This window comes from Nocardia elegans NBRC 108235 (genome assembly GCF_001612845.1).
GTDB classification, from domain to species: Bacteria; Actinomycetota; Actinomycetes; order Mycobacteriales; family Mycobacteriaceae; genus Nocardia; species Nocardia nova.
The window spans coordinates 153,682-176,216 of record NZ_BDBF01000006.1 but is presented as its reverse complement, the minus strand read 5'-3'; the positions used below and the strand labels follow the sequence as shown (position 1 = coordinate 176,216).

Genomic DNA, 22,535 nt, shown 5'->3' with positions numbered 1-22,535 from the left:
TGAGCCCGCGTGGGTTCGGCCATGATCCGACGGACTACCACCGTCCCGACAGGTAGCTGAGGACCGAAGTGGACAACGTCACGACACAACGGGATATGTCCAGCGGGATCGTCGGAGAGTTGCTCGCGGCAGGTTTCGGCGACCCGGTCGAGGTCGGGCGCGGCGGTTCCGGGGTGGTCTATCGGTGCCGGGAGTACGCACTGGACCGGTATGTCGCGGTCAAACTGCTGCTGTCGGAGGTGCGGGGTGACGAGCGCGAGCTGTTCGTGCGCGAACAGCGGGCGCTGGGGCGGTTGTCCGTGCACCCGCACATCGTGCAGGCGCTGCATGTCGACCTGACGCCGACCGGCCGCCCCTACATCGTGATGCCGTATTTCGCGCGCGGGTCACTGGATCAGCGCATGCGTCAGACCGGCCCGCTGCGCTGGCCCGAGGTGCTCTCGATCGGAGTGAAGATGGCCGGCGCGCTGGCCGCCGCCCATGCCGCAGGCATGGTGCACCGCGACGTGAAGCCGGGCAACATTATGCTGACCGACTACGGCGAACCCCAGCTGTCGGATTTCGGCATTGTCGACGTCGGCGAGGTCACGACCGGTTCGACGCCGCTGGTGCACGGGACGCCCGCGTTCACTGCCCCTGAGATCCTGCGTGGCGCGACCGCGACCGAACCGGCCGACATCTACGGTCTGGGCGCCACGATGTTCTGCCTGCTGACCGGGCACGCGCCGTTCGAGCGGCGCAGCGAAGAACCACTCGAGGTGCAGTTGACCCGGATCGCCGAGGCAGCGTTGCCCGACCTGCGCAAGTACGGCGTTCTCGACGCGGTGTGCGTGGTGGTCGAGTCGGCGATGGCCCGCGAGCCCGCGGATCGCCCCGCATCCGCCCTCGAACTCGGCGAACGGCTGCGTGATGTGCAGCGCGAGACCGGACAGCCGGTCGACGCCGTGGTGGTTCCCCCCTCCGACGAAGACGTCGCCGAGGGGACAGGCTCGGGCTCGCCGATACTGCCCGCCGTCTCTGCGGGCTCGGTCACCACACCGCCGCCACCCTCCGCGGCCACGAAATTCCGCCCGCCGACCGCCGCCCGCACCGCGATCGAACGCACGCGCCTGCGCGAGATTCTCGACGCCGGTGGCAGACGGCGGGTGATCCTGATTCACGGGCCGGCGGGGTTCGGCAAGACCACTCTCGCCGCGCAATGGGCCACCGGCCTCGAGGCCGACGGCGTCCCGGTGGCGTGGCTGACGACCGATCCCGACGACGACAACGTGGTGTGGTTCCTGGCCCACCTGGTCCAGGCGATCCGCCGGGTGCGCCCGGAGCTGGCTCGCGAGCTGGGCGCGCTGTTGGAGGAGCGATCCTCCGACGCCACCCGCGCGGTGCTCTCGGCCCTGATCGACGAAATCCACGACAGCGATCAGGCGATGGTGCTCGTGGTCGACGACTGGCAACTGGTGCGCGGTGATAACACCTTGGCGGCAATGAATTACCTGCTGGAGCACGGTTGCCATCACCTGCGGGTCGTACTGGTCACCCGGGGCCGGGAAGGGCTGGCACTGACCAAGCTGCTCGTCCAGGACGAACTGATCGAAATCGGCACCACCGCATTGCGTTTCGACGCCGACGAGGCTACCGCGTTTCTGGTCGGCCGCAACGATCTGCGGCTGGCGGCCGAGGACGTGGCCAAAGTACGCAGGTCGACCGAGGGCTGGGCCGCGGGGCTGCAACTGGCGCAACTGTCGCTGGCCGGCCGCGACGACCCGGCCGCGTTCATCGACAACCTCACCGGTCGACACCACATGATCGGCGAATATCTGACCGAGAACGTGCTGGGCTCGCTGGATCATCCGCTGCTGGAGTTCCTCATGTCCACCTCGATCACCAGGACTACCTGCGCTGATCTGGCGGCCGCCCTGTCCGGGCGGTCCGACAGTCAGGAACTGCTCGAGCTGGTCGCCGACCGGAACCTGTTCCTGCAGCGGATGGACGAGGATGACCAATGGTTCCGGTATCACCGTCTGTTCGCCGGTCATCTGGTGCGCAGGCTCGAGCATCAGGACCCGGATCGGTTGCGGCAGTTGCACTCTCGCGCGTCGGACTGGTTCGCCGAACACGACATGCTGGTCGAGGCCGTCGATCACGCCCTGTTCGCCGCCGACCCGCAGCGTGCGGTCGAGCTGGTCGACGCGCACGCGATCGAACTCATCGAATCCTTCCGCACGTCCACGTTCCTGGGCCTGATGGCGAAACTGCCGACCCCGCTGACCGAATCGCGACCCCGCCTCCAGTTGTGCCTGGCCTGGGCGGCACTCGGCCTCGAGCGGCACACCCAGGTCCATACCGCGCTGGACAGAGCCCTCGCCGCCGTCGAGACGCGCGATGTCGACGGGCGGGCCTCCAGGGTACTGCGTGCCGAAGCTGCCCTTCTGGTGGGCTTGGAGGACTACGCCCTCGACCGGCTCGACACCGTGCCCGACCCGGTCACCGAGCACATCGATGATCTGGCGGCTCCGGTGATGTCGGTGTCCGCGGCCGACCTGCTTGCCGCGGACGCGCTGAACCGGTTCGAGTATCCCGCGGGCCGGCGCTGGCATCGTTCGGCCCTGCGGCACGGTGCGAGCAGTGGCGCGCTGGCCGTTCAGCACAGTCACTGCATCGCTGGGCTGGCCGCGTGGGAGCAGTTCGACATCGCCGGGGCCGAGCGGCATTTCGCGATCACGCCGACGGTGCCGCGGGGCGCGGATCTCGGGACCCGCATCGCACTCATGTCCGGCGCCCTGCTGGGAGATCTGCGGTATCGGCAGGGCCGTCTGGTCGAGGCTGAGCGACTGCTGCGGGCCGGTGCCACGCTCGAACGGCTCGGCGGTATGCCCGATGTCCTGCTCGCCGCCTACGGGACCGGTGCGCGGCTGGCCATCGCGCTGGGCGAACTCACCGATGCCGAGCGGCTGCTGAGCATCGGCGCGCAGATCGCCGAGGACAAATCGCTGCCCCGCCTGGCCGCGCGCATCGTCAACGAACGCGTGCGGGCGAATCTTCCGATCCCGGACGACATCCGCTCATGGCTCGCCGCCCTGCCGCCGTACCGCGCACAGGACACCAGAATCCGCGCAATGACCGCCGAACTGGCCCAGGACTCGCTCATTCGTCTCCTGCTGGCCGAACGATCGCCCGCCACGATCGGCGAAGCGTGCGACCGCTCCGAGATCCTCGTACGCGAAATCGGCAGGCAGGCTCGTCCGGTGGCGCTGGTGCAGGCGCAGCTGTTGGCCGCCTGCTGCTATTGGGCCGCCGGACATCACGAGGAGGCGAAAGGCCTTGCCGCACCGGCGATCGCGCGGTGCATCGCAGGGGGAGTGCCGAGGCTCGTGGACGACGCCGGGCCGGGGATTCACGACATCGTCGGCGATCTGGTGGTCGGCTGAGCGCACGTCGGATACCGGCGAGGCCCGGCCGATGCCACGCCGTACGAACGGGCCGGCACCGGTCGCGGTGTGATCCCGCCCATTACGGGCGAGGGCGTGATGGCCGAGCGTCGCGCGGGCTCAGGCCGCTGAGCAGAAGCCGAATCAACTCCTCGCGGCGGTCGGCGGGCAGGACGTCGGACGGGTCGGTTGTGGCCCGGAACATGATGGTGCCGGTGATGGTCTCGGCCACGGTGGCGCGGTGGATGTCGGCGCGGATTTCGCCGCGGGTGATGGCGTCGTGCAGCGCGTCCTCGATGGCCGCGAGACAGCGATCGATCGAGTCGCGTGTGAAGGCGGCATACATCTGCGGGTGATCGGCCATCTCCGCCACGCAGCGGCGCAGGATGCTCAGCCGCGGCTCGACGAATACACCGGCGATCCGGTCGAGCAGCACGGCCAGATCCTCGGCGATCGATCCCGTGTGCGGTGGAATCAGTCCGGCGGCGAGGGTCGACATTCCCGCCAGGATTAGGTCCTCGCGCCGGGGCCAGCGCGTGTAGATGCTTCGCTTGGCGGCGCGGGCGCGGGCGGCCACCGAGGTGATGCTGAACTCGGAGATGCCCTTCTCCGCCAGCTCCTCCACGGCGGCATCGAGCACGCGCTGGTCCACGGTCTCGTCGCGAGGACGTCCCCGCGGCCGGGTCGATGTCATCGCGGCAGCATATATGGATCTGGTACCGTTGCATAATTCTTGATACTGAAATACGCTGGCGGCTATGGTATTTCACGAATTTTCCGTCGCCACTTCCGACGGTGGAAGCCGCTCGCTCGAGGAGTACGCGGGCCGCGTCGTCCTCGTGGTCAACGTGGCCAGCAAGTGTGGCTTCACGCCCCAATACGATGGCCTGGAAGCCCTGTACAAGAAGAATCGGGACCGCGGGCTGGAGATCCTCGGCTTCCCGTGCAACCAGTTCGGGGATCAGGAACCGGGCGACGACGCCGAGATCCAGGAGTTCTGCTCCACCAACTACGGCGTCACCTTCCCGGTGTTCGGCAAGATCGAGGTCAACGGGCCCGGCGCGGCTCCGCTGTACACCTACCTGCGTGCCGAGGCGCCGGGGGATTTCGGTCCCTCCGCCGGGCGGCTGTACGACCACGTCAAGGCCACGCGGCCCGAGGCGATCGGCACCGACGAGGTGAAGTGGAACTTCACGAAATTCCTCGTCGGCCGTGACGGCAAGGTGATCCGTCGCTTCGAGTCGACCGTGACGCCCGAGCAGATCGAATCCGAGATCGCCGATCTGCTGGACTGATACCCCCGCCGGACCCGGACCCGGACAGCGTCCGGCCGGCACAGTCGAATCATGTCGCCACGGCGCGGCTTTGCTCGAAGCAGCGGCAGGTCGCAGATCATCGGGCGATGTCGGCGTAATGCCCACGTATCGAAGGGAAAGTTGATGTCGCACAAGGACAACGGTGGAACCGGCAATGCCGAATCGAGCAGTCGCGAGCCCTACGACGCGAGTCCGCTGTCGGGCGAATCAGCCTGGAAGGTGGCGGTGGCGGCCGAGGGCGCGCAGCAGTTCGCCGCGATGATCGAATCGCTGCGGGCCCTGCAGGACCGGGTCGCCGGCTCGAACCCGCCGGCCTCGGAGATGGTCGAGGTCACCAAGCGCATCGACGAGCTCGAGCGGCTGCTGTCCGCCTACCAGGTCCCGCATGCGGAGTCGGTGGCCGGTCATCTCGAGGTGCCAGGCCGGGGACAGTCGCTGGCGCCCGCGTTCGTGGTCGACCACGGCGACGCCGATCAGGTCAGCGGACACGTGACCTTCAGCCGCTTCTACCTCGGCGGCGGGGGAGCCGTGCACGGCGGGGCGATCCCGCTGGTATTCGACGAGGTGCTGGGGCGCCTTGCGAACGCCGCCGGCCGTCCTCGCTCGCGCACCGCATATCTGCATGTGAACTACCGGGCGATTACCCCGCTCGATCGCGAATTGACCCTGACCGCTCGCTTCGACCGTGAAGAAGGCCGCAAGCGTTACCTGACCGCCGAACTGCGCGACGGCGACACATTGCTCGCTGACGCGGAGGGATTGTTCGTCGCACTGCGGCCGGGACAACCCTGAGCGGCGGGCCGTCGTGACCGCCGTCTGTCAGGCACCAGCCACAACCGCCGCTTCGCCCAGGTAGGCACGCTCGATCCGTTCCGGATCGGCCGCGAGTTCGGCGGCACTGCCGCGTAGTACGTCGCGTCCGTGCGCGAGAACGATTGCGGTGTCGGCGATGTCGAGGGCGAGCCGTACGTGCTGCTCGACGAGGATCACCGCGGTGTCACTCTCGTCGGCGACCCGCCGGATCACCGGCAGTAGCGATTCCACGATTACGGGGGCCAGACCCATGCTCAGTTCGTCGATCAGCAGTACCCTCGGCCGCTGCATCAGGGCGCGCCCGATCGCGAGCATCTGTTGTTCACCGCCGGACAGCATGCCCGCGGCGACCTTCGTGCGCTCGCCGAGTCGCGGGAAGTATTCGATGATCTGGGCGATGGCCGGACCCGAGCGGCGGCGGGCGAGCGCGAGATTCTCCTTCACGGTCAGTCCGGTGAACAGTGCCCGGTCGTCCGGAACGAGTACCAGTCCGGCGCGTGCGGACGCGCGCGCGTGCCCCGGTTTGATGCCGGCGCCCGCGATGGCGACCGTGCCGCCGAGACCGGGCAACAAACCGGCCAGCGTCATCAGCAGGGTGGTCTTGCCCGCACCGTTGGGCCCCAGCAGGCACAACACCTCACCCGCGGCGAGCGAGAGGTCGAACCCCCGCACACACGGGCGCCCCTTGGCATATCCGGCGTCGACTCCGGTGCATTCGAGAACCGTGGTCATGCGGAGACCTCCGTGGTGGCGTGGGTGGTGCCGAGGTAGGCGCGCACCACATCGGGATTCGACTGGATTTCCTTGGGCGTACCCTCGGCGATGACCCGGCCGAGATCGAATACCACGATCCGGTCGCAGATCTCGAGGACGAGTTCCATATCGTGGTCGACCATCAGCACGGTCACGCCCGCATCCCGCACAGCCTTCAAACGCGCACCGAGCCATTGGCTTTCGGTGCTGTCCAGACCGGCGGCAGGTTCGTCCAGCAGCACGATCCGGGGGTGCCCGGCCAGGGCGCGGGCTACCGAGACCAGCTGACGCTGGCCCTGCGACAGCTCGCTGACCGAACGGTCGGCGACCGCGTCGAGGTGGAGCACACCGAACAGGGCATCGATGTCCGGCAGTGCGGAGCCGGAGCCCTGTGCGCGGTCGACGGCGGCCACCGTGCCGACAGCGACGTTCTCGCGCACCGTAAGGTCGTCGTACAACTCGATGCCCTGGAAGGTCCGGCCCAGGCCGAGCCTGCTGCGTTTGTGCGGTTCGAGCCCGTCTACCCGCCGGTCGCCGAGTGTGACCGTTCCGGAGCACGAGGCGAAGCCGCTGAGTGCATCGATGCAGGTGGTTTTACCGGCGCCGTTGGGCCCGATCAGCCCAACGATTTCACCGGACCGCACCTCGAATCCGACATCGTCGAGCGCCACCACGCCCCCGTAGCGGACGCCGACGCCCGCGGCGGACAGCAGGACCTCGTCGGAAACCTCCCGCAGTCGCGTCGCCGCCTCGGGTACAGCGGACATGACCGGCGGTTCGGGTGCGGACGGGTGAATGCGATTGATCCACTGGCGAATTCGCGCCGAATGCTGATGCAGATGCCCGGCGAGCCCCTCGGGGTACCGGATGACCGTCAGCACCAGCAGGATGCCGGAGATGATCGAGTAGTAGTCGCCCAGGTGCAAGACCCGGTCCATGGCGATGAACAGAATTCCGCCCGCGCCGAGGATGCCGCCGAGGATGCCGCCGGAGACGCAGGTGATGCCCGCGATGTAGACGATCGCGAACAGCCCTATGCCGGCGAGTACGGAGAACGATTCGGCGGTGGCGACGGTCTGCTGGTAGCCCATCAACGCGCCGCCCAGTCCGGCGATGAACGCGCTGATGGCGAATGCCTTGATCTTGGTGCGTGCGACGTCGATGCCCGAGGCCGCCGCCGAGCGTTCGTTGGCCCGGACCGCGAGCATGGAGGCGCCGAGCCGGCTGGTCCGCAGTTTCGCCACGCCCACCGCGACCAGGACCAGCACCACCAGGCAGACGATGCCGAAGGCGATGCGCGGATATGCCTGTCCCGCACCAATACCGAGGTCGACACCGAACAGGGTCGGGTTCTCGATGTGCGCGCCGTTCAAGCCGCCGTTGAGGTTGCTGTTGCGGAACCAGAACGCCTCGAGGAAGACCGCCAGCGCCAAGGTGACGACGGTGACGGGTAATCCGCGAATTCGCAACGCGGGCAATCCGACGACGACACCGATCACCGTGGCGACCAGCGCGGCCAGGACCGGCGCAATCGGGAAGGGGATGCCGAGGTCGGCGGTCAGGCGGCTGAGGGTGAACGCGCCGACGCCCGCCAGTGTCAGCTGCGCGAGGGAGATCTGTCCGGCGAATCCGGTGACGACCACCTGCGACAGCGCGACCACCGCCAGGATCAGAGTGGTGATGACGGCGGCGCGGTAGCTGCCCGATGTCGTCAGCAGCGCGATCACGGCCACGACGACCGACAGGATGGTCGGGACGAGCAGGCTCTTCGGTCGCGGCGCGCGGCCCAGGGTCTGGACGATAATCGCGCCACGCGAGGGTAGCGGGCGCCCTCGGAACACCAGGAAGATGAGAATCAGCACCAGCGGAACCAGTTCTGCCATACCGGATTTCGGAAACCAGTCGACGGTGCTCTGCAGATGCGTGGTCTCCGACTGCAGCATCCCGATGCCGAGGCCGGCGACCACCGTCAGCCCGAGTGCGTTGAAGTTGCCGACCAGCGCGGCTGCGAGTGCCGGCACGATGAACAGTGTGTAGGAGACGGGGATGAGCGGCACGATCGGTGCGATCAGGATTCCGCTCAGCCCGGCCACCATCGTGCTCAGCGCCCAGTTGCCGAAAGCGATGCGTTCGGGTGAGAGCCCGGTGACCAGGGCGCCCTTCTCGGACTCGGCTGCGGCCCGGGTGGCCAGGCCGAACCGGGTCCAGCGGAACGAGAGCGTGAGAACCACCGCGAGCACCAGAATCACCCCGGCGAACCAGAGCCGGTCCGCGGGGATCCGAGCGCCGCCGAGCTCCAGCGCCCCGGACGGCAGAATCGCTTTCACAGATACCGGGGTGGTGCCGACCCGCAGCGCCAGCAGGGCTTGAACGAAGAGCATGACGCCGATCGAGGCCACCGCCTTCGCGACCGGTGGCGCGGTGCGCAGCGGTCGGAAGACGACGGCGTAGATCAACATTCCGAGTACTGCCGCGATGACCAGCGATATCGCCATCGCCGACCACAGCCCGAGTCGCCCGCCGAGATGGATGGACTCCGCCATTCCGGGGATCGGGTTGAGCAGCTCACCTTTGCGCAGCAGCCCGTAGGTGTAGGCCACGTACAGGGCTACCGCGCCGGTGCTGAAGTTCACCACGCCTGAACTGCGGAACGTCAACACCAGCGCCAGGCCGAGCGCCGCGTAGACGGCGCCGTTGCCCAGCCCCAGGGTCAGGAAGACCAGATGGTCGGTCACGGAAAGCTCCTCGGGTGCAACATATTTCGCCGAAGCGGGGACTTACTTGGTGACCTGGGGGTCGGTCGGCTTGCCGTCGGCGACCGTCACGGTCACCAACTCGGTGCTGCAGATCGAGGGCAGCTGTGCCATCGCGGTGCCGTTGCAGGTGAAGGTGATGCCGTGGCCGGCGGGCAGGGGCACGTTCTGGGCGGATTTGACGGCGGTGGAGACCGCCGCGGCGTTCGGATTGCCGGTGACGCCCTGGGCTGCGCGGACCAGACCGAGCATGCCCTGGTAGCCGGTGTAGGTGTAGCCACCGAGGTCGGTGCCGGGGGAGTACTTCTTCATCACGCTGCGGTAGAGCATCGCCTCGGGATCGTTGGAGACCAGGTCCGCGGTGGTGAAGACGTGGGCGCCGTTCATCGCGTCGCCGACGGCCTCGATGGTGGCGGGATCCAGGCACGGCTGGATCAGCATCTTGTCTTGCGTGGCGCCCAAGTTGCCGAGCGCCTTGACCACCGAGGTGCACATCGTCGCGTCGCCGACTACAGCGATGGCGCCGACATTGCCGGCGATTCCCGAACTCACCTGCGGGGTCGCATCCGGCGTGCCCGGCGGAATCGGCACGACCTGAAAGTCGACGCCGGCCGCGCCGAATGCCGCACTACCCATCGTCTTCGCGGTGGCGGTCGCGGCGCCGGAATCGACGACGAAGGCGGTGACCTTCTTGTATCCCTTGCCGGCGGCATAGACCGCCATCGACTTCAGGGTGCCGGGGAATCCGCCGGTGAGGGCGAAGGCGCCTTGGGTGGTCATCTCCGCGGCACTCGCGCCGGCCGGGGTGAGGTAGGGGATACCGGCTCCCGTGATGATCGGGACCATCGCGTCGCCGAACGCGGTCGTGGTGACGACGACGGCGGACACCTGTGCCTCGACCATTCGGTTGGCGCAGTCGCGGTTCGAGGCCGGGTCTTCTTTGCTCGCGCACGTGACAAGTTCGACGTGGTGCCCGCCGATGCCACCCAGGTTCGCGTTCGCGTACTTCACGACGGCCTCGGCCGCCTCACGATTCGCCGGTTGCGAAACAGCCGGCCCGCCTTCGGGATTGATCAGTCCGATCTTGATCGGGCTGCCGGTTGCAGGCATGTCAGGGAAGGCGCTGCTGGGAGCCTCGGCCGAGGTGCTCGAGGAGTTGTCGCCGCTGCTGCAGGCAGTGGCGAGTGCGATCGCGGGAACCAGCGCGATCAGGCCGAGCCGCCCGACTCGGGTCTTGATGGATCGCCAATTGTCACGCTTGTCGGTCATGGTGCTTCCTTCTCTGAGGGGCCTGAGCTGCGACGCTCGGAGGTGATGTGGGTCACAAACCCGGGGTCAGGTAAACCTAGGTGCGAAAATTAGATGTGTCAATAAGCAATCTAAGTTCACTTGGTGCTCATTGAAGTTCGGCGAACAGCGGCACGCGTGGCGGGCGTTGCGCAGCTCCTGCCGGGAGCGGTTGCGGGGGTGAAAAATACGGGCTGAGCACCCGAAATCTACTGAGCATTGCTAATGATTTCGGCGCGTTGGCGGCGTTCGCTGGACGTTGTGATGCGATCTTGCGGCGTGTCAGATAGTGAACTATGTTATCTAGGTGAGTTCCCGGTGATGTCGCCGGAAGGCTCGGCAGAAAGGTGGGCAGGGTGCAGACGGTCGAAGTCGAACGCCACGACGGGGTGGTGACGGTCGTGATGTCGCGGCCGGAGAAGAAGAACGCGGGCAGTCCGGCCATGTGGCGCGAGCTTGCCGAAACGTTCACCGAGATCGAACGCACGCCGGGCGACCGGGTCATGGTCCTGACCGGCACCGGCGGCGACTTCTGTTCCGGCGCCGACCTGGATGGGATCTCCGGCGACGCACTGGAGTACATGAACCGTGCGAGCCATGCGGCCGCGGCGCTGTCGGCGCTCACCATCCCGGCCATTGCCAAGGTCGATGGGGTCGCGGTCGGGGCGGGCTGGAACCTCGCGCTCGGATGCGACTTCGTCGTGGCCACCGACCGGGCCAGGTTCTCCCAGATCTTCATCCGCCGCGCCCTCTCGCTCGACTTCGGCGGCAGCTGGCTGCTGCCCCGGCTGGTCGGCCTGCAGAAGGCCAAGGAACTCGCCTTCTTCGGTGAGATCCTCTCGGCCGCAGAGGCTTACGAGCTCGGTCTGGTGACCCGAATCGTGGCCCCCGACGAGCTCGACAGCACGGTCGAGTCCATGGCCCGGCGACTGGTACACGCACCCGCCCAGGCCCTGTCGCTGACCAAACAGCTGCTCGACGCGGCCGCGGACGGCGGCAGTATCGAGGCCGCGCTGCAGCGCGAGAACCATGTGCAGGCCAACAACATCGTCGGGGCGGACGCGGCGGAGGCGCGTGCGGCGTTCCTGGAGAAGCGTGCGGCCCTCTTCTATCGACCCGATTCGCAGCCCGCCCCCACCGCGCACGTCTAGGAGTCCCTCATGTTGACCACACGATTCACCGAAGAGTTCGGCATCGAGCATCCGATCGTCCAGGGCGGAATGATGTGGGTCGGGCGCGCCGAACTCGCCGCTGCGGTCTCCGAGGCCGGTGGCCTGGGCATCATCACCGGGCTCACCCAGCCCACCCCGGAGGATCTCGCCAAGGAGATCGCCCGAACCCGGGAGATGACCGACAAGCCGTTCGGTGTCAACCTCACTCTGACGCTGTCGATCAATCCGCCGCCGTACGAGGAGTATCGCCACGCGATCATCGACTCCGGAGTGAAGATCGTGGAGACGGCCGGCTCGAACCCGCAGGTGCACGTCGAGCATTTCAAACAGCACGGCATCAAGGTGATTCACAAGTGCACCAGCGTCCGGCACGCCCTCAAGGCGCAGAGCCTCGGCGTGGACGCATTGAGTATCGACGGTTTCGAATGCGCCGGGCATCCCGGCGAGGACGACGTGCCGGGGCTGGTGCTCATTCCCGCGGCGGCGGACAAGTTGAGCGTCCCGATCCTGGCCTCCGGTGGCTTCGCCGACGGTCGCGGTCTGGTCGCGGCACTGGCGCTGGGCGCTGACGGCATCAATATGGGCACTCGCTTCATGTGCACGGTGGAGAGCCCGATTCATCAGCGGGTCAAGGAACAGATCGTCGCCGCGACCGAACTCGACACCCAGCTCATCTTCCGGCAACTGCGCAACACCATGCGCGCGGCGAAGAATTCGGTCAGCGAAGAAGTCGTCGAAATTCTGGGCAAGGGTGGGCGATTCAAAGATGTGCAGGAGCTGGTGGCGGGTACTCGCGGCCGTAAGGTCTACGAGAACGGTGATCCCGAGGCCGGCGTCTGGACCGTCGGCATGGTGCAGGGCCTGATCAACGACATCCCGACCGCCGGTGAGCTGGTCACCCGAATTGCGGCCGAGGCCGAGAGCGTCCTGCGTCGCAACGCGGCCCTGATCTCGGACCCGGTCGTGGTCTCCTGATCCCGTCGTAGGAGGAGCATGATGAGTATCGCGACCACCGGTTCGGCCCGGCCCGTGCAGTTCCGCGGAGCCGGTGGCCTGCGGCTGGCGGGGGATTGCTGGGGTGACGACGGCGATCGTGTGGTGCTCCTGCTGCACGGCACCGGGCAGACCCGGCACTCGTGGAAGAGGACCGGTATGCACCTGGCGGCCAAGGGGTTTCGCGTCATAGCGATCGACACGCGCGGACATGGGGACAGTGCCTGGGCATCATCGGCCGAGGGCTATGAGCTCGATGTCCTCACTCAGGACGTGTGCGCGGTGCTCGATCAGATCGGGGAGCCGGTCACACTTGTCGGGGCAAGTCTCGGCGGGCTGACCGGTTTGCAGGTCGCGAGTGAACTGGGCGCCGAGGGGGTCTGCAAACTCGTGCTGGTCGACGTGGTGCCGCGGATCGAGATTGGCGGCGGCACCCGGATCAGAACCTTCATGCAGGGAAATCCGGACGGTTTCGCCAGCCTCGAAGAGGCTGCGGACGCGATCGCGGCCTATCTGCCGCATCGGCAGCGCCCGCGGAGCCCGGAGGGCTTGCGCCGCAACCTGAGACAGCGTCCGGACGGCCGCTGGCGATGGCACTGGGACCCGCAGTTCCTGCACAAGCCGGATCGGCGCCTGCGCACGTGGTAGGCGAACTCGAATCGGCGGCCGCGACGCTGGGTGTGCCGATACTCGTAGTGCGCGGCGCGTTGTCCGATGTGGTCAGTCGCGAGGCGGTCGAGAAGTTCGTAGCGGTGGTGCCGACCGCGCGATTCGTCGAACTGAGCGGCGCGGGCCATACCGCCGCCGGCGACGACAACGACGCGTTCACCGATGCTGTAGTCGAATTCGTTTGAGAGACAAGGGAGTCCCGATGGGTGAGAAGAACGAGGGCGTCGAGGCCGAACCGGTCCTGGTGACCAGGCAGGGCCACGTCGCGATCCTGACGTTGAATCGCCCGGACCGGCGCAATGCCATCAACCGGGCGATGCGCAAGTCGATCAAACGGGAATTGTGGAAGGCCGACGCCGATGATGATGTCCGAGTGGTGGTGATCACCGGCGCGGGGACCGCGTTCTCCGCAGGCGTCGATCTGCCCGAGGCACTGACCGGGCCGCCTCCGCGCACCGAGGGGACCACTCCCACCCAGGTGTTGCGGGCGATCGGTAAACCGGTGATCGCGGCGGTAAACGGCCCCTGCTACACGGGTGGTTTCGAGTTCGCGGTGAACTGTTCGTTCATCATCGCTTCCGAGCAAGCCGTCTTCGCGGATACGCATGCCTCGATCGGACTGCTCAACGGCTGGGGCGGCAGTGCGATGCTGCCCCGCATCGTCGGGTTGCCGGCCGCGCTTCAGATCATCCTCAGTGGCGATCCGATCGACTCCGCGACGGCCCTGCGCATCGGCCTGGCGAACGAGGTTGTGTCACACGAGAAGTTGATGGAACGTACCCTCGAGATCGCGGAATCGATCGCGGCGAGCCATCCGGTGGCGGTGCAGCGCATGCTGCGTCTGCTCAAGGAGGGCGCCGGCGCTTCGGTCGCGCATGCGCTCGGCTTGGAGGCCGAGGCATCGGCCTCGTGGCGTCCCGACGGCAAGGATATCGGTGACCGCTTCGGCAAGCGCTCGACGAAATCGAAGGCCGATGACTGAGGTGGACGTGGCGCGCAATGCCGACGAATTGCGCACGGTTCCGCTCACCGACGTATTGCGCCTGGATCGTATCGACCGTGATCTGTTCCGTTCGGTGCACCGCTTCGATGTCGAGCGCCCGCTGTACGGGGGCCAGGTGATGGCGCAGGCGCTGCTGGCCTCCGGTGCGACAGTCGAACCCGAGCGGGTGCCGCATTCGCTGCACGGCTACTTCCTGCGCCGAGGCAATGGCGCTCGATCGGTCCTGTACCGGGTGGACAACGATCGCGACGGCCGTTCGTATTCGGCGCGCCGAGTGGTCGCATTGCAGGACGGCGAGGTCATCTTCAGCATGTCGGCGTCGTTCCGGACGGTCGCCGAGGGGCAGGAGCGGACCCGCTCGGGAGTGACGCCGGTGGCGGCGCCCGAGGAGTGCCGGGCCCTTACGCTCGATCCGGAACTCGCGCTGGAGGTGCGGGTGCAGGACTGGTCGAGCCCGGACACGTTCTTCCCGGTCAGGTTCTGGGCCCGTCCCAATGGTGAACTGCCGCAGCATGTTCCGCTCGTCCATGCGGCCGCGATCGCCTACCTGTCGGATTTCTCCACGGGACTGCAGCGCACGGTCGGCAGCGAGGTCCTCGGCCCGAGCCTCGATCACGCCCTGTGGTTCCACCGGCCACCGCGCTGGGACGACTGGCTGTTCATCGACTATCGCAACGGTGTGTCGGCGGGCCTGCGTGGCTGGTATCAGGGCGGCGTCATCGACAACGGCGAGGTCGTGGCGAGCTTGGCCCAGGAAATGGCGTACCACGATACCGCGCCTCGGCTCGACGGCCCGGCGCGATGATCGACTGGATCGCACCGGCCCGGCGAAAGTTGCTGTCGCGCTTCACTCCTGGTGATCCGTCCCTGACCGCGTTGCCGATCGATGATCCGCTCAACGACTCTGCGGTCGCGGTGCGGCGCATCATCGGCGCCTTGGCGCGCACTGCCCCCGACGACGCCGCGCTGCCCGCGGCCGCGGCCGAACTGGAACGCATCGCCGACGCGCTGGAGAGCCGTACCCGCCCCGTTCGAGCGCAGCTCTCGCAGATGTGGCAGGGGGAGGGAATCGCGCGACACGATCCGGCGACCGGTCCGGAGAACCCGATCGCGCCGCCGTTGACCATGCGGGACGCCGGTAACGGCTGGGCGGAAGGCATTGTCACCCTGGGGCTTCCGTACCAGGGGCCGCCCGCACTCGTGCACGGCGGCGTGTCCGCGCTGCTGCTCGACGGTGCGCTCGCGGTGGCGAACGAGCTGGCGGGTTCCGGCGGTATGACCGCACAGCTCGAGATCAGCTACCGCAGGCCGACTCCGCTGTATGCTCCGCTGACCGTGCGGGCCCGGCGGCTCCGCCGGGACGGCCGCAAGGTATACACCACGGGCGAGATCGTCGCCGACGGACAGGTGACGGTATCGGCGCAGGGGTTGTTCATCGTGTCCGACCGGTCCGGTGCGGGAGGTGCCGAATGATCGTCGCTCTCCCGCTCGAGGCATATCCGTGCCGGCGTGAGATCAGCCTGATATTCGCCGACATCGACACCATCGGCCACGTCAACAATGTCGCCATCGCGCGATTCTTCGAAGAGGGCCGCGTCGCGGTGGGCCGGATCATCGTCGAGCTGCTGGGCGAGCGAGTGCCGCTGCGCATGGTCCTCGCGCATGTCGAGATCGACTACCTCGCGGAAGTGATGTATCCGGGTGAGGTTCAGCTCGGCGCCGGCGTGCACCGGGTCGGACGGACCTCGATCGAGTTCCGGGCCGGGTTGTTCCAGCACGGCCGACCGGTAGCGGTGTCACGTTCGGTCGACGTCAATACCGTCGAGGGCCGACCGGGGGCTGTCCCGCTGAGCGAGCAGTACCGGACCGTGGCGCAGAAGCTGCTCCTGCCTGGCGACTGATTCTCGAACGTCGAAGCGGACCGGCCCGGATATTCGGGCGGTCTGCGGGCCTTTCGCTGGACAAGCGAGGGCGGTAATCTGTAACTAAGTTAACCTAGTGCTGATTGAGTCCAGCGCGTAGTGAAAGAGGCCGAGGAGGCGTGGTGGAAGGATCGACAGGCGCGGCGAAGGTGCCGGCAGCGACGGGCGACTGGCGTGCGCGTTTGACCGCGCTGCTCGACGACTATGTGCGGCGTCCGCGGCCGGAAACATCGAGAGAGCGCGCCGCGGCCGCCCGCGCCTGGCAGTCGGAGATGGTCGACGCGGGCGTTGCCGCGCCGGGGTGGCCGAAGTCGGTCGGCGGGCTCGAGCTGGGGCTCGAAGACCAGCTCGACTACTACCGGATGACCAGTGCCGCCGGTGTGCCCAAGCATCCGAACCCGATCGCCTTCATCGTCGCACCCACCCTCATCGTCTACGGCAACGACGCGCAGAAGAAGCGCTTCCTCGAACCGCTGCTGCGGGCCGACGAGACCTGGTGCCAGGGCTTCTCCGAACCAGGCGCAGGCAGCGATCTGGCCTCGCTGTCCACCAAGGCCGTGCGCGACGGCGACACCTACCGCGTAACCGGCCAAAAGATCTGGACCACCCAGGCCACCGAGGCCGACTGGATGTTCACGCTGGTGCGCACCGGCCCCGCAGGGCGCGGCACCGACGGCATCAGCTATCTGTTGATTCCGATGAACTCACCCGGTATCGATGTCCGGCCACTGCGCGACGCCTCCGGCGGCTACCACTTCGCCGAGGTCTTCTTCGACGATGTCGTGGTGCCCGCGGGGAATCTCGTCGGCGAGGAGGGCATGGGGTGGTCGGTGATGCGCACCTCGCTCGGTCACGAGCGCGCCACCGCATTCCTCGCCGACGAATTCCGCTACCGCGGCTTGGTGGACAAGGTGTTCTCGCTCGCGATCAGCCAGGGTTATGCCGACAACGCCTTGATTCGCCAGGAACTCGCTTTCGTCGAGACCGGTGTGCGAGCCATCGCGGCGAACAGTGCACGCGCCCTCGATGCCGTTCTGCGCCAAGCGGATCCGGGTGGAGTCGCCTCGGTGAACCGGCTGGTGAAATCGGAATTCGAACAGCAACTGCATCGGCTGGCGCTGCGGCTCACCGGATCGGGGGCGGCCCTCGGTGGCCGGTCGCCCGGCGCGGTCGCCGGCGGCAGTTGGACCTACGGCTACTTAATGACCCGGGCCTCGACCATCGGCGCCGGCACCGCCGAAATTCAGCGCAACGCCATCGCCGAGCAGGTGCTCGGCCTGCCGTCGCATCGTGGTGAGGGCACCCGCCTCGCGGCGGTGGTACCGGGCCGTCCACTGTCATCGCCCGACGAAGACGAGGCCGCGCTGCGTGAAGTGCTCGGCAAGGCGCTCGCCGCGCACAGCGGAACCGACCAGCTGCTGTCCTGGGCTACCAAGACGGCCGACTACGACATCGGGCTCTGGGACGAGCTGATCAGGTTCGGCCTGCCCGGCCTCGCGCTGCCCGAGACCCTCGGTGGCGGGGGCGCGAGCCTACGCCTGCTGGCCGCGGCCGTCGAGGAAGCCGGCTACGCGGTCGCCCCGGTGCCGCTGGTCCCGACGCTCATCGCACTCGAAGTCCTGCGGCAGGCCGGCGCCACCGACGTCGTGCGCGCGATCTGCGACGGCGCCACCGCCGCATTCGTCGTCCCGGTCGATGACCACGGCTGGGCGGTCGAGGGCAGGTTGCCAACATTGGACGGAACCCGGCTGTCGGGGTCGGTCGAGCGGGTGTCCGGTGCGCCGGTCGCTGATCGGCTGGTGCTGCTCGCCCGCGATAGCGGTACCGGCGAGTTGGTGCTCGGTACGGTGAAACCCATCGAGGTCGAGATAGAAGCGCAGGAATCGGTGGACGTTACCGGCACCATCGGCGTGGTGGTATTGGACGGGGTCGAGCCGGAGGTCATCGCCCGCGGCGCCGACGTGACCCGGATCCTCGACGCCGCGCGGCCGATGGCCCAGCTGGTTCTGGCGGCCGACTCGGTCGGTGTGGCGAACCGGGCCCTGGCGCTCGCCGTCGACTGGGCCGGACAGCGCGAACAGTTCGGTCACCTGATCGGCTCCTATCAAGCCATCTCACATCGCTGCGCCGACATGCTGGTGCGGGCCGAGGGTGCGCGCGCCCAGGTATTGTCCGCCGCGGACGTCGAGTCTGACGACGCCGAAACGCGACTGTCCGTGGATGTCGCCACCGCGGCCGCACTCGACGCCGCGGTCTGGGCGGCCGAGAACTGCATCCAGATCCACGGCGGCATCGGTTTCACCTGGGAACACCCGGCGCATCTGCTGCTGCGCCGAGCCACCGGCAACCAGGTGGCGCTGGGACGCCCGGAGAATCTGCGCGACCGTGCCGCCGGCGCGGTGCTGGCCCGACTGTCGTGAACAAGGAGATCTCGTGACTGCGATCGATGCGGCCCTGGCCCTGCTGCGAGTGTGCCTGGGACTGACCATGGCCGCCCACGGATACGCAAAGCTGGTACGCGGCGGCCGAATTCCCGGCACCGCACGATGGTTCGACAGCATCGGTATGCGGCCGGGCAAGGTGCAGGCGTGGTTGGCCGCGGGCACCGAGCTGGGTGCCGGAGTCCTGCTCGCCCTGGGCCTGCTCACCCCGTTCGCGGCGGCGGCATTCGTGTCGCTGATGGCGGTGGCGGCTTGGACAGTGCACCGCGGGCACGGCTTCTTCATCACAGGTAACGGGTGGGAGTACAACCTGATCCTCGCGGTCGGCGCAGTCTCGGTCGCGATCGGCGGAGCGGGCAGGTTCAGTCTGGACTGGGCGATTCTCGGGCACAACGTCTGCGACGGATGGGCCGGATTCGCGCTGTCGATGATTCTCGGCCTCGCGGCCCCGGCCGCACTACTGGGTGCGTGCTATCGCCCGGTGCGGGAGCCGGAGGCCGCGCGGTGACCCGGACACCCATACGGAAGGGACGATGACCATGGAGTTCGAACGTCTCGGACGCAGCGGAGTCACCGTGTCCAGATTGTGTCTGGGCGCGATGTCGTTCGGAGCGATGGGCAACGCCGACCACGACGACTGCCGCGCGATCATCGACCGGGCCCTCGACGCGGGCGTCAACTTCATCGATACCGCCGACGTGTACTCGCGCGGCGAGTCCGAACAGATCGTCGGGAAGGCGATCGCCGCTCGCCGCGACGAGGTGGTGGTGGCGACCAAATTCTTCAACTCGATGAGCCGCGATCCCAATCACCGCGGGGCGTCACGGCGATGGATCGTACGGGCCTGTGAGGACAGTCTGCGCCGTCTCGGCACCGACTACATCGACCTGTACCAGGTGCATCGGCTCGACGAGGCCACCGATCTGGACGAAACCCTCGGCGCCCTGTCGGATCTCGTCCGCGCCGGCAAGGTCCGTATGGTCGGCACCTCGACATTTCCGGCGGAGGCGATCGTGCAGGCGCAGTGGGTGGCCGCCGATCGCGGTCATATCGCGCCGCACTGTGAACAGCCGCCGTATTCGATCTTCGTGCGCGGCGCCGAGCGCGATGTCTTTCCCACCTGTCAGCGCTACGGAATGGGTGCCATCGTCTGGAGCCCGCTCAACGGGGGCTGGCTCACCGGAAAGTACCGCGGGGACAGCACATCCGACGAGGGGGCACGGTTCAACCGCCTCGGTCACGGAGCTTGGCGGATGGATTCCGAAGGCGCGCAACGCAAACTCGCGCTGCTGGTGCGGCTCGACGAGATCGCTGCCGAGGCGGGCACGGATCTGATCACCCTGGCGCTCGGCTTCACCCTCGCACATCCGGCGGTCACCTCGACCATCATCGGCCCGCGCACGATGGAGCAGCTGAAAAGCCAACTGAAGGTGCTGGACACCGCGCTCTCGGACGAGGTGCTCGATCTGGTCGACGAGGTGGTCGCCCCCGGCGTGACTCTCGCCCGCACCGACCTTGCCTACGAACCACGGGCGTTGCGGCACAAGCATTTACGACGCGCCGCTCGCCGAATCGGAAGCACCGCATGACCACCGGCGAGATCACCACCTACGACCCCGAGGCGTTGCGCGCCAAGTGGTATCGCGACGGCTGGTACACCGATCGAACCCTGCTCGACGCGTTCGAGGCCGGCGTGGAGTCCCACGCTGGTTCGGCGGTCGTGTTCGCCGGGGCGGACACGGTGCTCGAAACCACGGTCGGCGATCTCCATCGCGAGGCACAGTGTGTCGCGGCTGCCCTCCAGGGCATGGGGATCGGCCCCGGCGACGCGGTGGTCGTGCAGCTGCCCAGCCGGTTCGAATGTTCGGTGGCCTACGAGGCGGTGCTGCTGACCGGTGCGACGCTGGTACCGGTCGTGCATATCTACGGCACCGCCGAGCTGTCGTTCATTCTCGCGGAATCCAGGGCGAAGGTCCTGATCATGCCGGAGCGAGTGCGTTCGACCCGGTACACCGACCGGATCACCGACCTGTCGGCGGTGCCCACGCTGGGACGGATCGTGGTCGTCGGCCCTGCCGAATGCGAGGGTGCGACGACGTGGGCGCAGCTGGACCGTGACGGCGTGTATCGCGCCCCGCAGGTGCGTTCGGACGACGTGTGCCTGCTGGTGTACACATCCGGGACCACGTCGGCGCCGAAAGGTGTGCAGCACAGCCATAATTCGATACTCGCCGAGCAACGCACCATGCCGCGCCTGCAGAATGCGAATCCGGGAGCGGTGCATCTGGTGTCGTTCCCGCCCGGCCACATCGCGGGAGTCGGCGCCGTGCTGCGCCCGATCCTGCACGGCACCGACACCGTCTACCTGGAGAACTGGGATCCGCACGCGGCGGTGGAGTTGATCGCGCGTTACGGGGTCACCTCCACGGTCGGCACCCCCTTCCATCTGACCGGGATCCTCAACATCGCGGACCGGGGTGACAAGCTGGCCACTCTGACCGAATTGATGCTCGGCGCGGCCACTGTCCCGGACGAACTCGGCAGGCGGGCCGCGGCGGCGGGCATCACGACCTATCGGTGCTACGGCTCGACCGAACACCCGACTATCACCGTCTGCGGTGTCGACGATCCGCCGGACGCGCGGATCAACACCGACGGAGTCCCGCTGCCTGGCGTGCAGGTTCGGGTCCTGGACCCCGCCGGTCGCGATGTGGCGGCCGGAGTCGACGGCGAGATCGTCACCCGCGGCCCCGACCAGTTCGTCGGCTACCGCAACCGCGCGCTCGACCGGAGCGCATTCACCGACGACGGCTGGATGCGCACCGGAGATCTCGGCCACCTCGACGCCGACGGCCGGCTCTCGATCACCGACCGGATCAAGGACGTCATCATCCGGGCCGGAGAGACGATCTCCTCCGGTCAGATCGAGGACGTGCTGCGCACGCATCCGGCTGTCGCCGAGGGCGTTGTGGTCGCCGCGCCGGATGGGCAGCGCGTTCGGCTTCGGACCGGATTCGGTCTACCTCAGCCCCGGCCCGCTTTACCACGCCGCGCCGCTGGGCTGGACCCTGGGCACCGTGCGCAACGGCGGCACCGCGATCGTGATGGAGAAGTTCGACGCCGAGCAAACTCTACGGCTCATAGATCGATTCCACGTCACCCACGCCCAGTTCGTACCGACCATGTTCGTGCGAATGCTGAAGCTGCCCACCGATATTCGGGATCGCTACGACGTATCCAGCCTACGGCTGGTCGTGCATGCCGCCGCCCCGTGCCCGGTGGAGGTCAAAGAGCGCATGATCGAATGGTTCGGCCCGAAGCTGACCGAGTTCTACTCCGGCAGTGAAGGAACCGGATTCTTCATGATCAACACGCCGGAGTGGCTCACCCATCGAGGATCGGTCGGCCGCGCTGTCCAAGGCGTCGTGCACATCTGCGACGACGACGGCAACGAACTTCCGCCGGGCGAGATCGGGACCGTCTGGTTCAGCGACATTCAGCGATTCGAATACCTCGGCGACGCCACCAAAACCGCGGAAGCGTTCAACGACAAGGGCTGGAACACCCTCGGCGATCTCGGTCATGTCGATGCGGACGGCTACCTCTACCTGTCGGCCCGTCGCTCCGATCTGATCCTTTCCGGTGGGGTGAACATCTACCCGCAGGAGATCGAGGACGCCCTCACCCTGCATCTCGCGGTGTTCGACGTGGCGGTGATCGGGCTACCGGACGAGGAGATGGGCCAGCGCGTGCACGCCGTCGTCCAGCCGGCAGCCGGTGTGACGCCGGGCCCGGATCTCGAGCGAGAACTGATCGACCACTGCCGCGACCGGCTCGCACACTACAAAGCGCCCCGGTCGATCGCCTTCGGTGAGGTGCCACGGCTGCCGAGCGGAAAGATCCTGCGCCGTCAACTGATGTCCGATTACATCGACGCGCACACAGCATCGGCCCAGAACTGAATTCGGCTGCGTCCCCAGCGGAATCA

17 protein-coding genes and 2 pseudogenes are annotated in these 22,535 nt (G+C 67.5%); 15 read left to right on the top strand and 4 right to left on the bottom strand.

The features are described from left to right. Positions 1 to 95 precede the first annotated feature (95 nt). Entirely contained in the window at positions 96 to 3,425 is a 3,330-nt protein-coding gene (locus tag NE2_RS05555; RefSeq protein ID WP_063024429.1) for a serine/threonine-protein kinase, read from the top strand. Between the two features lie 82 nt (positions 3,426 to 3,507). Here the strand turns inward: NE2_RS05555 and NE2_RS05550 are convergent, their stop codons facing one another. Continuing rightward, positions 3,508 to 4,119: a TetR-like C-terminal domain-containing protein gene (locus NE2_RS05550; protein WP_084493823.1), complete on the bottom strand. Its 612-nt coding sequence runs from the start codon at positions 4,117 to 4,119 to the stop codon at positions 3,508 to 3,510. 64 nt (positions 4,120 to 4,183) lie between these two features. Here NE2_RS05550 and NE2_RS05545 point away from each other — a divergent pair, with 64 nt between their 5' ends. Continuing rightward, entirely contained in the window at positions 4,184 to 4,720 is a 537-nt protein-coding gene (locus NE2_RS05545) for a glutathione peroxidase (protein WP_063024425.1), read from the top strand. 144 nt (positions 4,721 to 4,864) lie between these two features. Next, positions 4,865 to 5,533, top strand: coding sequence for a hotdog domain-containing protein (locus NE2_RS05540; protein WP_233429677.1), 669 nt, complete (start codon positions 4,865 to 4,867; stop codon positions 5,531 to 5,533). 27 nt (positions 5,534 to 5,560) lie between these two features. On the opposite strand, the gene NE2_RS05535 is transcribed toward NE2_RS05540, so the two are convergent. The 3 genes from NE2_RS05535 to NE2_RS05525 are packed head-to-tail and all read right to left on the bottom strand — an operon-like array spanning position 5,561 to position 10,329. Next, positions 5,561 to 6,286 (bottom strand): ABC transporter ATP-binding protein, encoded by a 726-nt coding sequence (locus NE2_RS05535; protein ID WP_063024423.1) that lies wholly within the window; start codon positions 6,284 to 6,286, stop codon positions 5,561 to 5,563. Beyond that, positions 6,283 to 9,042, bottom strand: coding sequence for a branched-chain amino acid ABC transporter permease/ATP-binding protein (locus tag NE2_RS05530; RefSeq protein WP_063024421.1), 2,760 nt, complete (start codon positions 9,040 to 9,042; stop codon positions 6,283 to 6,285). The genes NE2_RS05535 and NE2_RS05530 overlap by 4 nt, the downstream gene beginning before the upstream one ends. A gap of 42 nt (positions 9,043 to 9,084) precedes the next feature. Next, positions 9,085 to 10,329 (bottom strand): ABC transporter substrate-binding protein, encoded by a 1,245-nt coding sequence (locus tag NE2_RS05525; RefSeq protein WP_063024419.1) that lies wholly within the window; start codon positions 10,327 to 10,329, stop codon positions 9,085 to 9,087. 374 nt (positions 10,330 to 10,703) lie between these two features. On the opposite strand from NE2_RS05525, the gene NE2_RS05520 reads away from it, so the two are divergent. From NE2_RS05520 to NE2_RS05465, 12 genes and pseudogenes are all read left to right on the top strand, one after another. Further along, a complete protein-coding gene (locus NE2_RS05520; protein ID WP_233429676.1) occupies positions 10,704 to 11,498 on the top strand; it encodes an enoyl-CoA hydratase/isomerase family protein in 795 nt (264 codons plus the stop codon). A gap of 9 nt (positions 11,499 to 11,507) precedes the next feature. Next, positions 11,508 to 12,494 (top strand): NAD(P)H-dependent flavin oxidoreductase, encoded by a 987-nt coding sequence (locus tag NE2_RS05515; RefSeq protein WP_063024417.1) that lies wholly within the window; start codon positions 11,508 to 11,510, stop codon positions 12,492 to 12,494. Positions 12,495 to 12,515: 21 nt separating this feature from the next. Further along, positions 12,516 to 13,366 (top strand): annotated as a pseudogene (locus NE2_RS05510) (alpha/beta fold hydrolase). Positions 13,367 to 13,383: 17 nt separating this feature from the next. Further along, entirely contained in the window at positions 13,384 to 14,163 is a 780-nt protein-coding gene (locus NE2_RS05505; protein WP_084493822.1) for an enoyl-CoA hydratase-related protein, read from the top strand. Then, entirely contained in the window at positions 14,156 to 14,989 is an 834-nt protein-coding gene (locus NE2_RS05500; RefSeq protein WP_063024415.1) for an acyl-CoA thioesterase, read from the top strand. The genes NE2_RS05505 and NE2_RS05500 overlap by 8 nt, the downstream gene beginning before the upstream one ends. Beyond that, positions 14,986 to 15,657, top strand: a complete 672-nt coding sequence (locus tag NE2_RS05495) for a PaaI family thioesterase (protein WP_084493821.1) — start codon at positions 14,986 to 14,988, stop codon at positions 15,655 to 15,657. The genes NE2_RS05500 and NE2_RS05495 overlap by 4 nt, the downstream gene beginning before the upstream one ends. Continuing rightward, the gene (locus NE2_RS05490; RefSeq protein ID WP_063024413.1) at positions 15,654 to 16,085 is read left to right on the top strand and encodes an acyl-CoA thioesterase; all 432 of its coding nucleotides are present in this window, start codon (positions 15,654 to 15,656) and stop codon (positions 16,083 to 16,085) included. The genes NE2_RS05495 and NE2_RS05490 overlap by 4 nt, the downstream gene beginning before the upstream one ends. Before the next feature lie 140 nt (positions 16,086 to 16,225). Then, complete coding sequence (locus NE2_RS05485) at positions 16,226 to 18,526, top strand: acyl-CoA dehydrogenase family protein (protein WP_373862221.1); 2,301 nt, start codon at positions 16,226 to 16,228, stop codon at positions 18,524 to 18,526. A 13-nt stretch (positions 18,527 to 18,539) separates the two neighbouring features. Further along, complete coding sequence (locus NE2_RS05480; RefSeq protein WP_063024626.1) at positions 18,540 to 19,055, top strand: DoxX family protein; 516 nt, start codon at positions 18,540 to 18,542, stop codon at positions 19,053 to 19,055. 31 nt (positions 19,056 to 19,086) lie between these two features. Next, entirely contained in the window at positions 19,087 to 20,136 is a 1,050-nt protein-coding gene (locus NE2_RS05475; RefSeq protein ID WP_063024409.1) for an aldo/keto reductase, read from the top strand. Beyond that, positions 20,133 to 21,305: pseudogene (locus tag NE2_RS36930) on the top strand (AMP-binding protein); the annotation flags it as partial. The gene NE2_RS05475 and the pseudogene NE2_RS36930, both read left to right, overlap by 4 nt. After that, on the top strand, positions 21,256 to 22,509 hold the full coding sequence (locus NE2_RS05465; RefSeq protein ID WP_106958371.1) for an AMP-binding protein: 1,254 nt from the start codon (positions 21,256 to 21,258) through the stop codon (positions 22,507 to 22,509). The pseudogene NE2_RS36930 and the gene NE2_RS05465, both read left to right, overlap by 50 nt. Positions 22,510 to 22,535: the final 26 nt, after the last annotated feature.

Excerpts from the sequence above, each read along its gene's own strand:
- NE2_RS05505 (WP_084493822.1), top strand. The coding sequence starts at position 13,384 with ATGGGTGAGAAGAACGAGGGCGTCGAGGCCGAACCGGTCCTGGTGACC.
- NE2_RS05540 (WP_233429677.1), top strand. The coding sequence starts at position 4,865 with ATGTCGCACAAGGACAACGGTGGAACCGGCAATGCCGAATCGAGCAGT.
- NE2_RS05475 (WP_063024409.1), top strand. The coding sequence starts at position 19,087 with ATGGAGTTCGAACGTCTCGGACGCAGCGGAGTCACCGTGTCCAGATTG.
- NE2_RS05545 (WP_063024425.1), top strand. The coding sequence starts at position 4,184 with ATGGTATTTCACGAATTTTCCGTCGCCACTTCCGACGGTGGAAGCCGC.
- NE2_RS05525 (WP_063024419.1), bottom strand. The coding sequence starts at position 10,329 with ATGACCGACAAGCGTGACAATTGGCGATCCATCAAGACCCGAGTCGGG.
- NE2_RS05555 (WP_063024429.1), top strand. The coding sequence starts at position 96 with ATGTCCAGCGGGATCGTCGGAGAGTTGCTCGCGGCAGGTTTCGGCGAC.
- NE2_RS05515 (WP_063024417.1), top strand. The coding sequence starts at position 11,508 with ATGTTGACCACACGATTCACCGAAGAGTTCGGCATCGAGCATCCGATC.
- NE2_RS05465 (WP_106958371.1), top strand. The coding sequence starts at position 21,256 with ATGTGGCGGCCGGAGTCGACGGCGAGATCGTCACCCGCGGCCCCGACC.
- NE2_RS05550 (WP_084493823.1), bottom strand. The coding sequence starts at position 4,119 with ATGACATCGACCCGGCCGCGGGGACGTCCTCGCGACGAGACCGTGGAC.
- NE2_RS05500 (WP_063024415.1), top strand. The coding sequence starts at position 14,156 with ATGACTGAGGTGGACGTGGCGCGCAATGCCGACGAATTGCGCACGGTT.
- NE2_RS05495 (WP_084493821.1), top strand. The coding sequence starts at position 14,986 with ATGATCGACTGGATCGCACCGGCCCGGCGAAAGTTGCTGTCGCGCTTC.
- NE2_RS05535 (WP_063024423.1), bottom strand. The coding sequence starts at position 6,286 with ATGACCACGGTTCTCGAATGCACCGGAGTCGACGCCGGATATGCCAAG.
- NE2_RS05490 (WP_063024413.1), top strand. The coding sequence starts at position 15,654 with ATGATCGTCGCTCTCCCGCTCGAGGCATATCCGTGCCGGCGTGAGATC.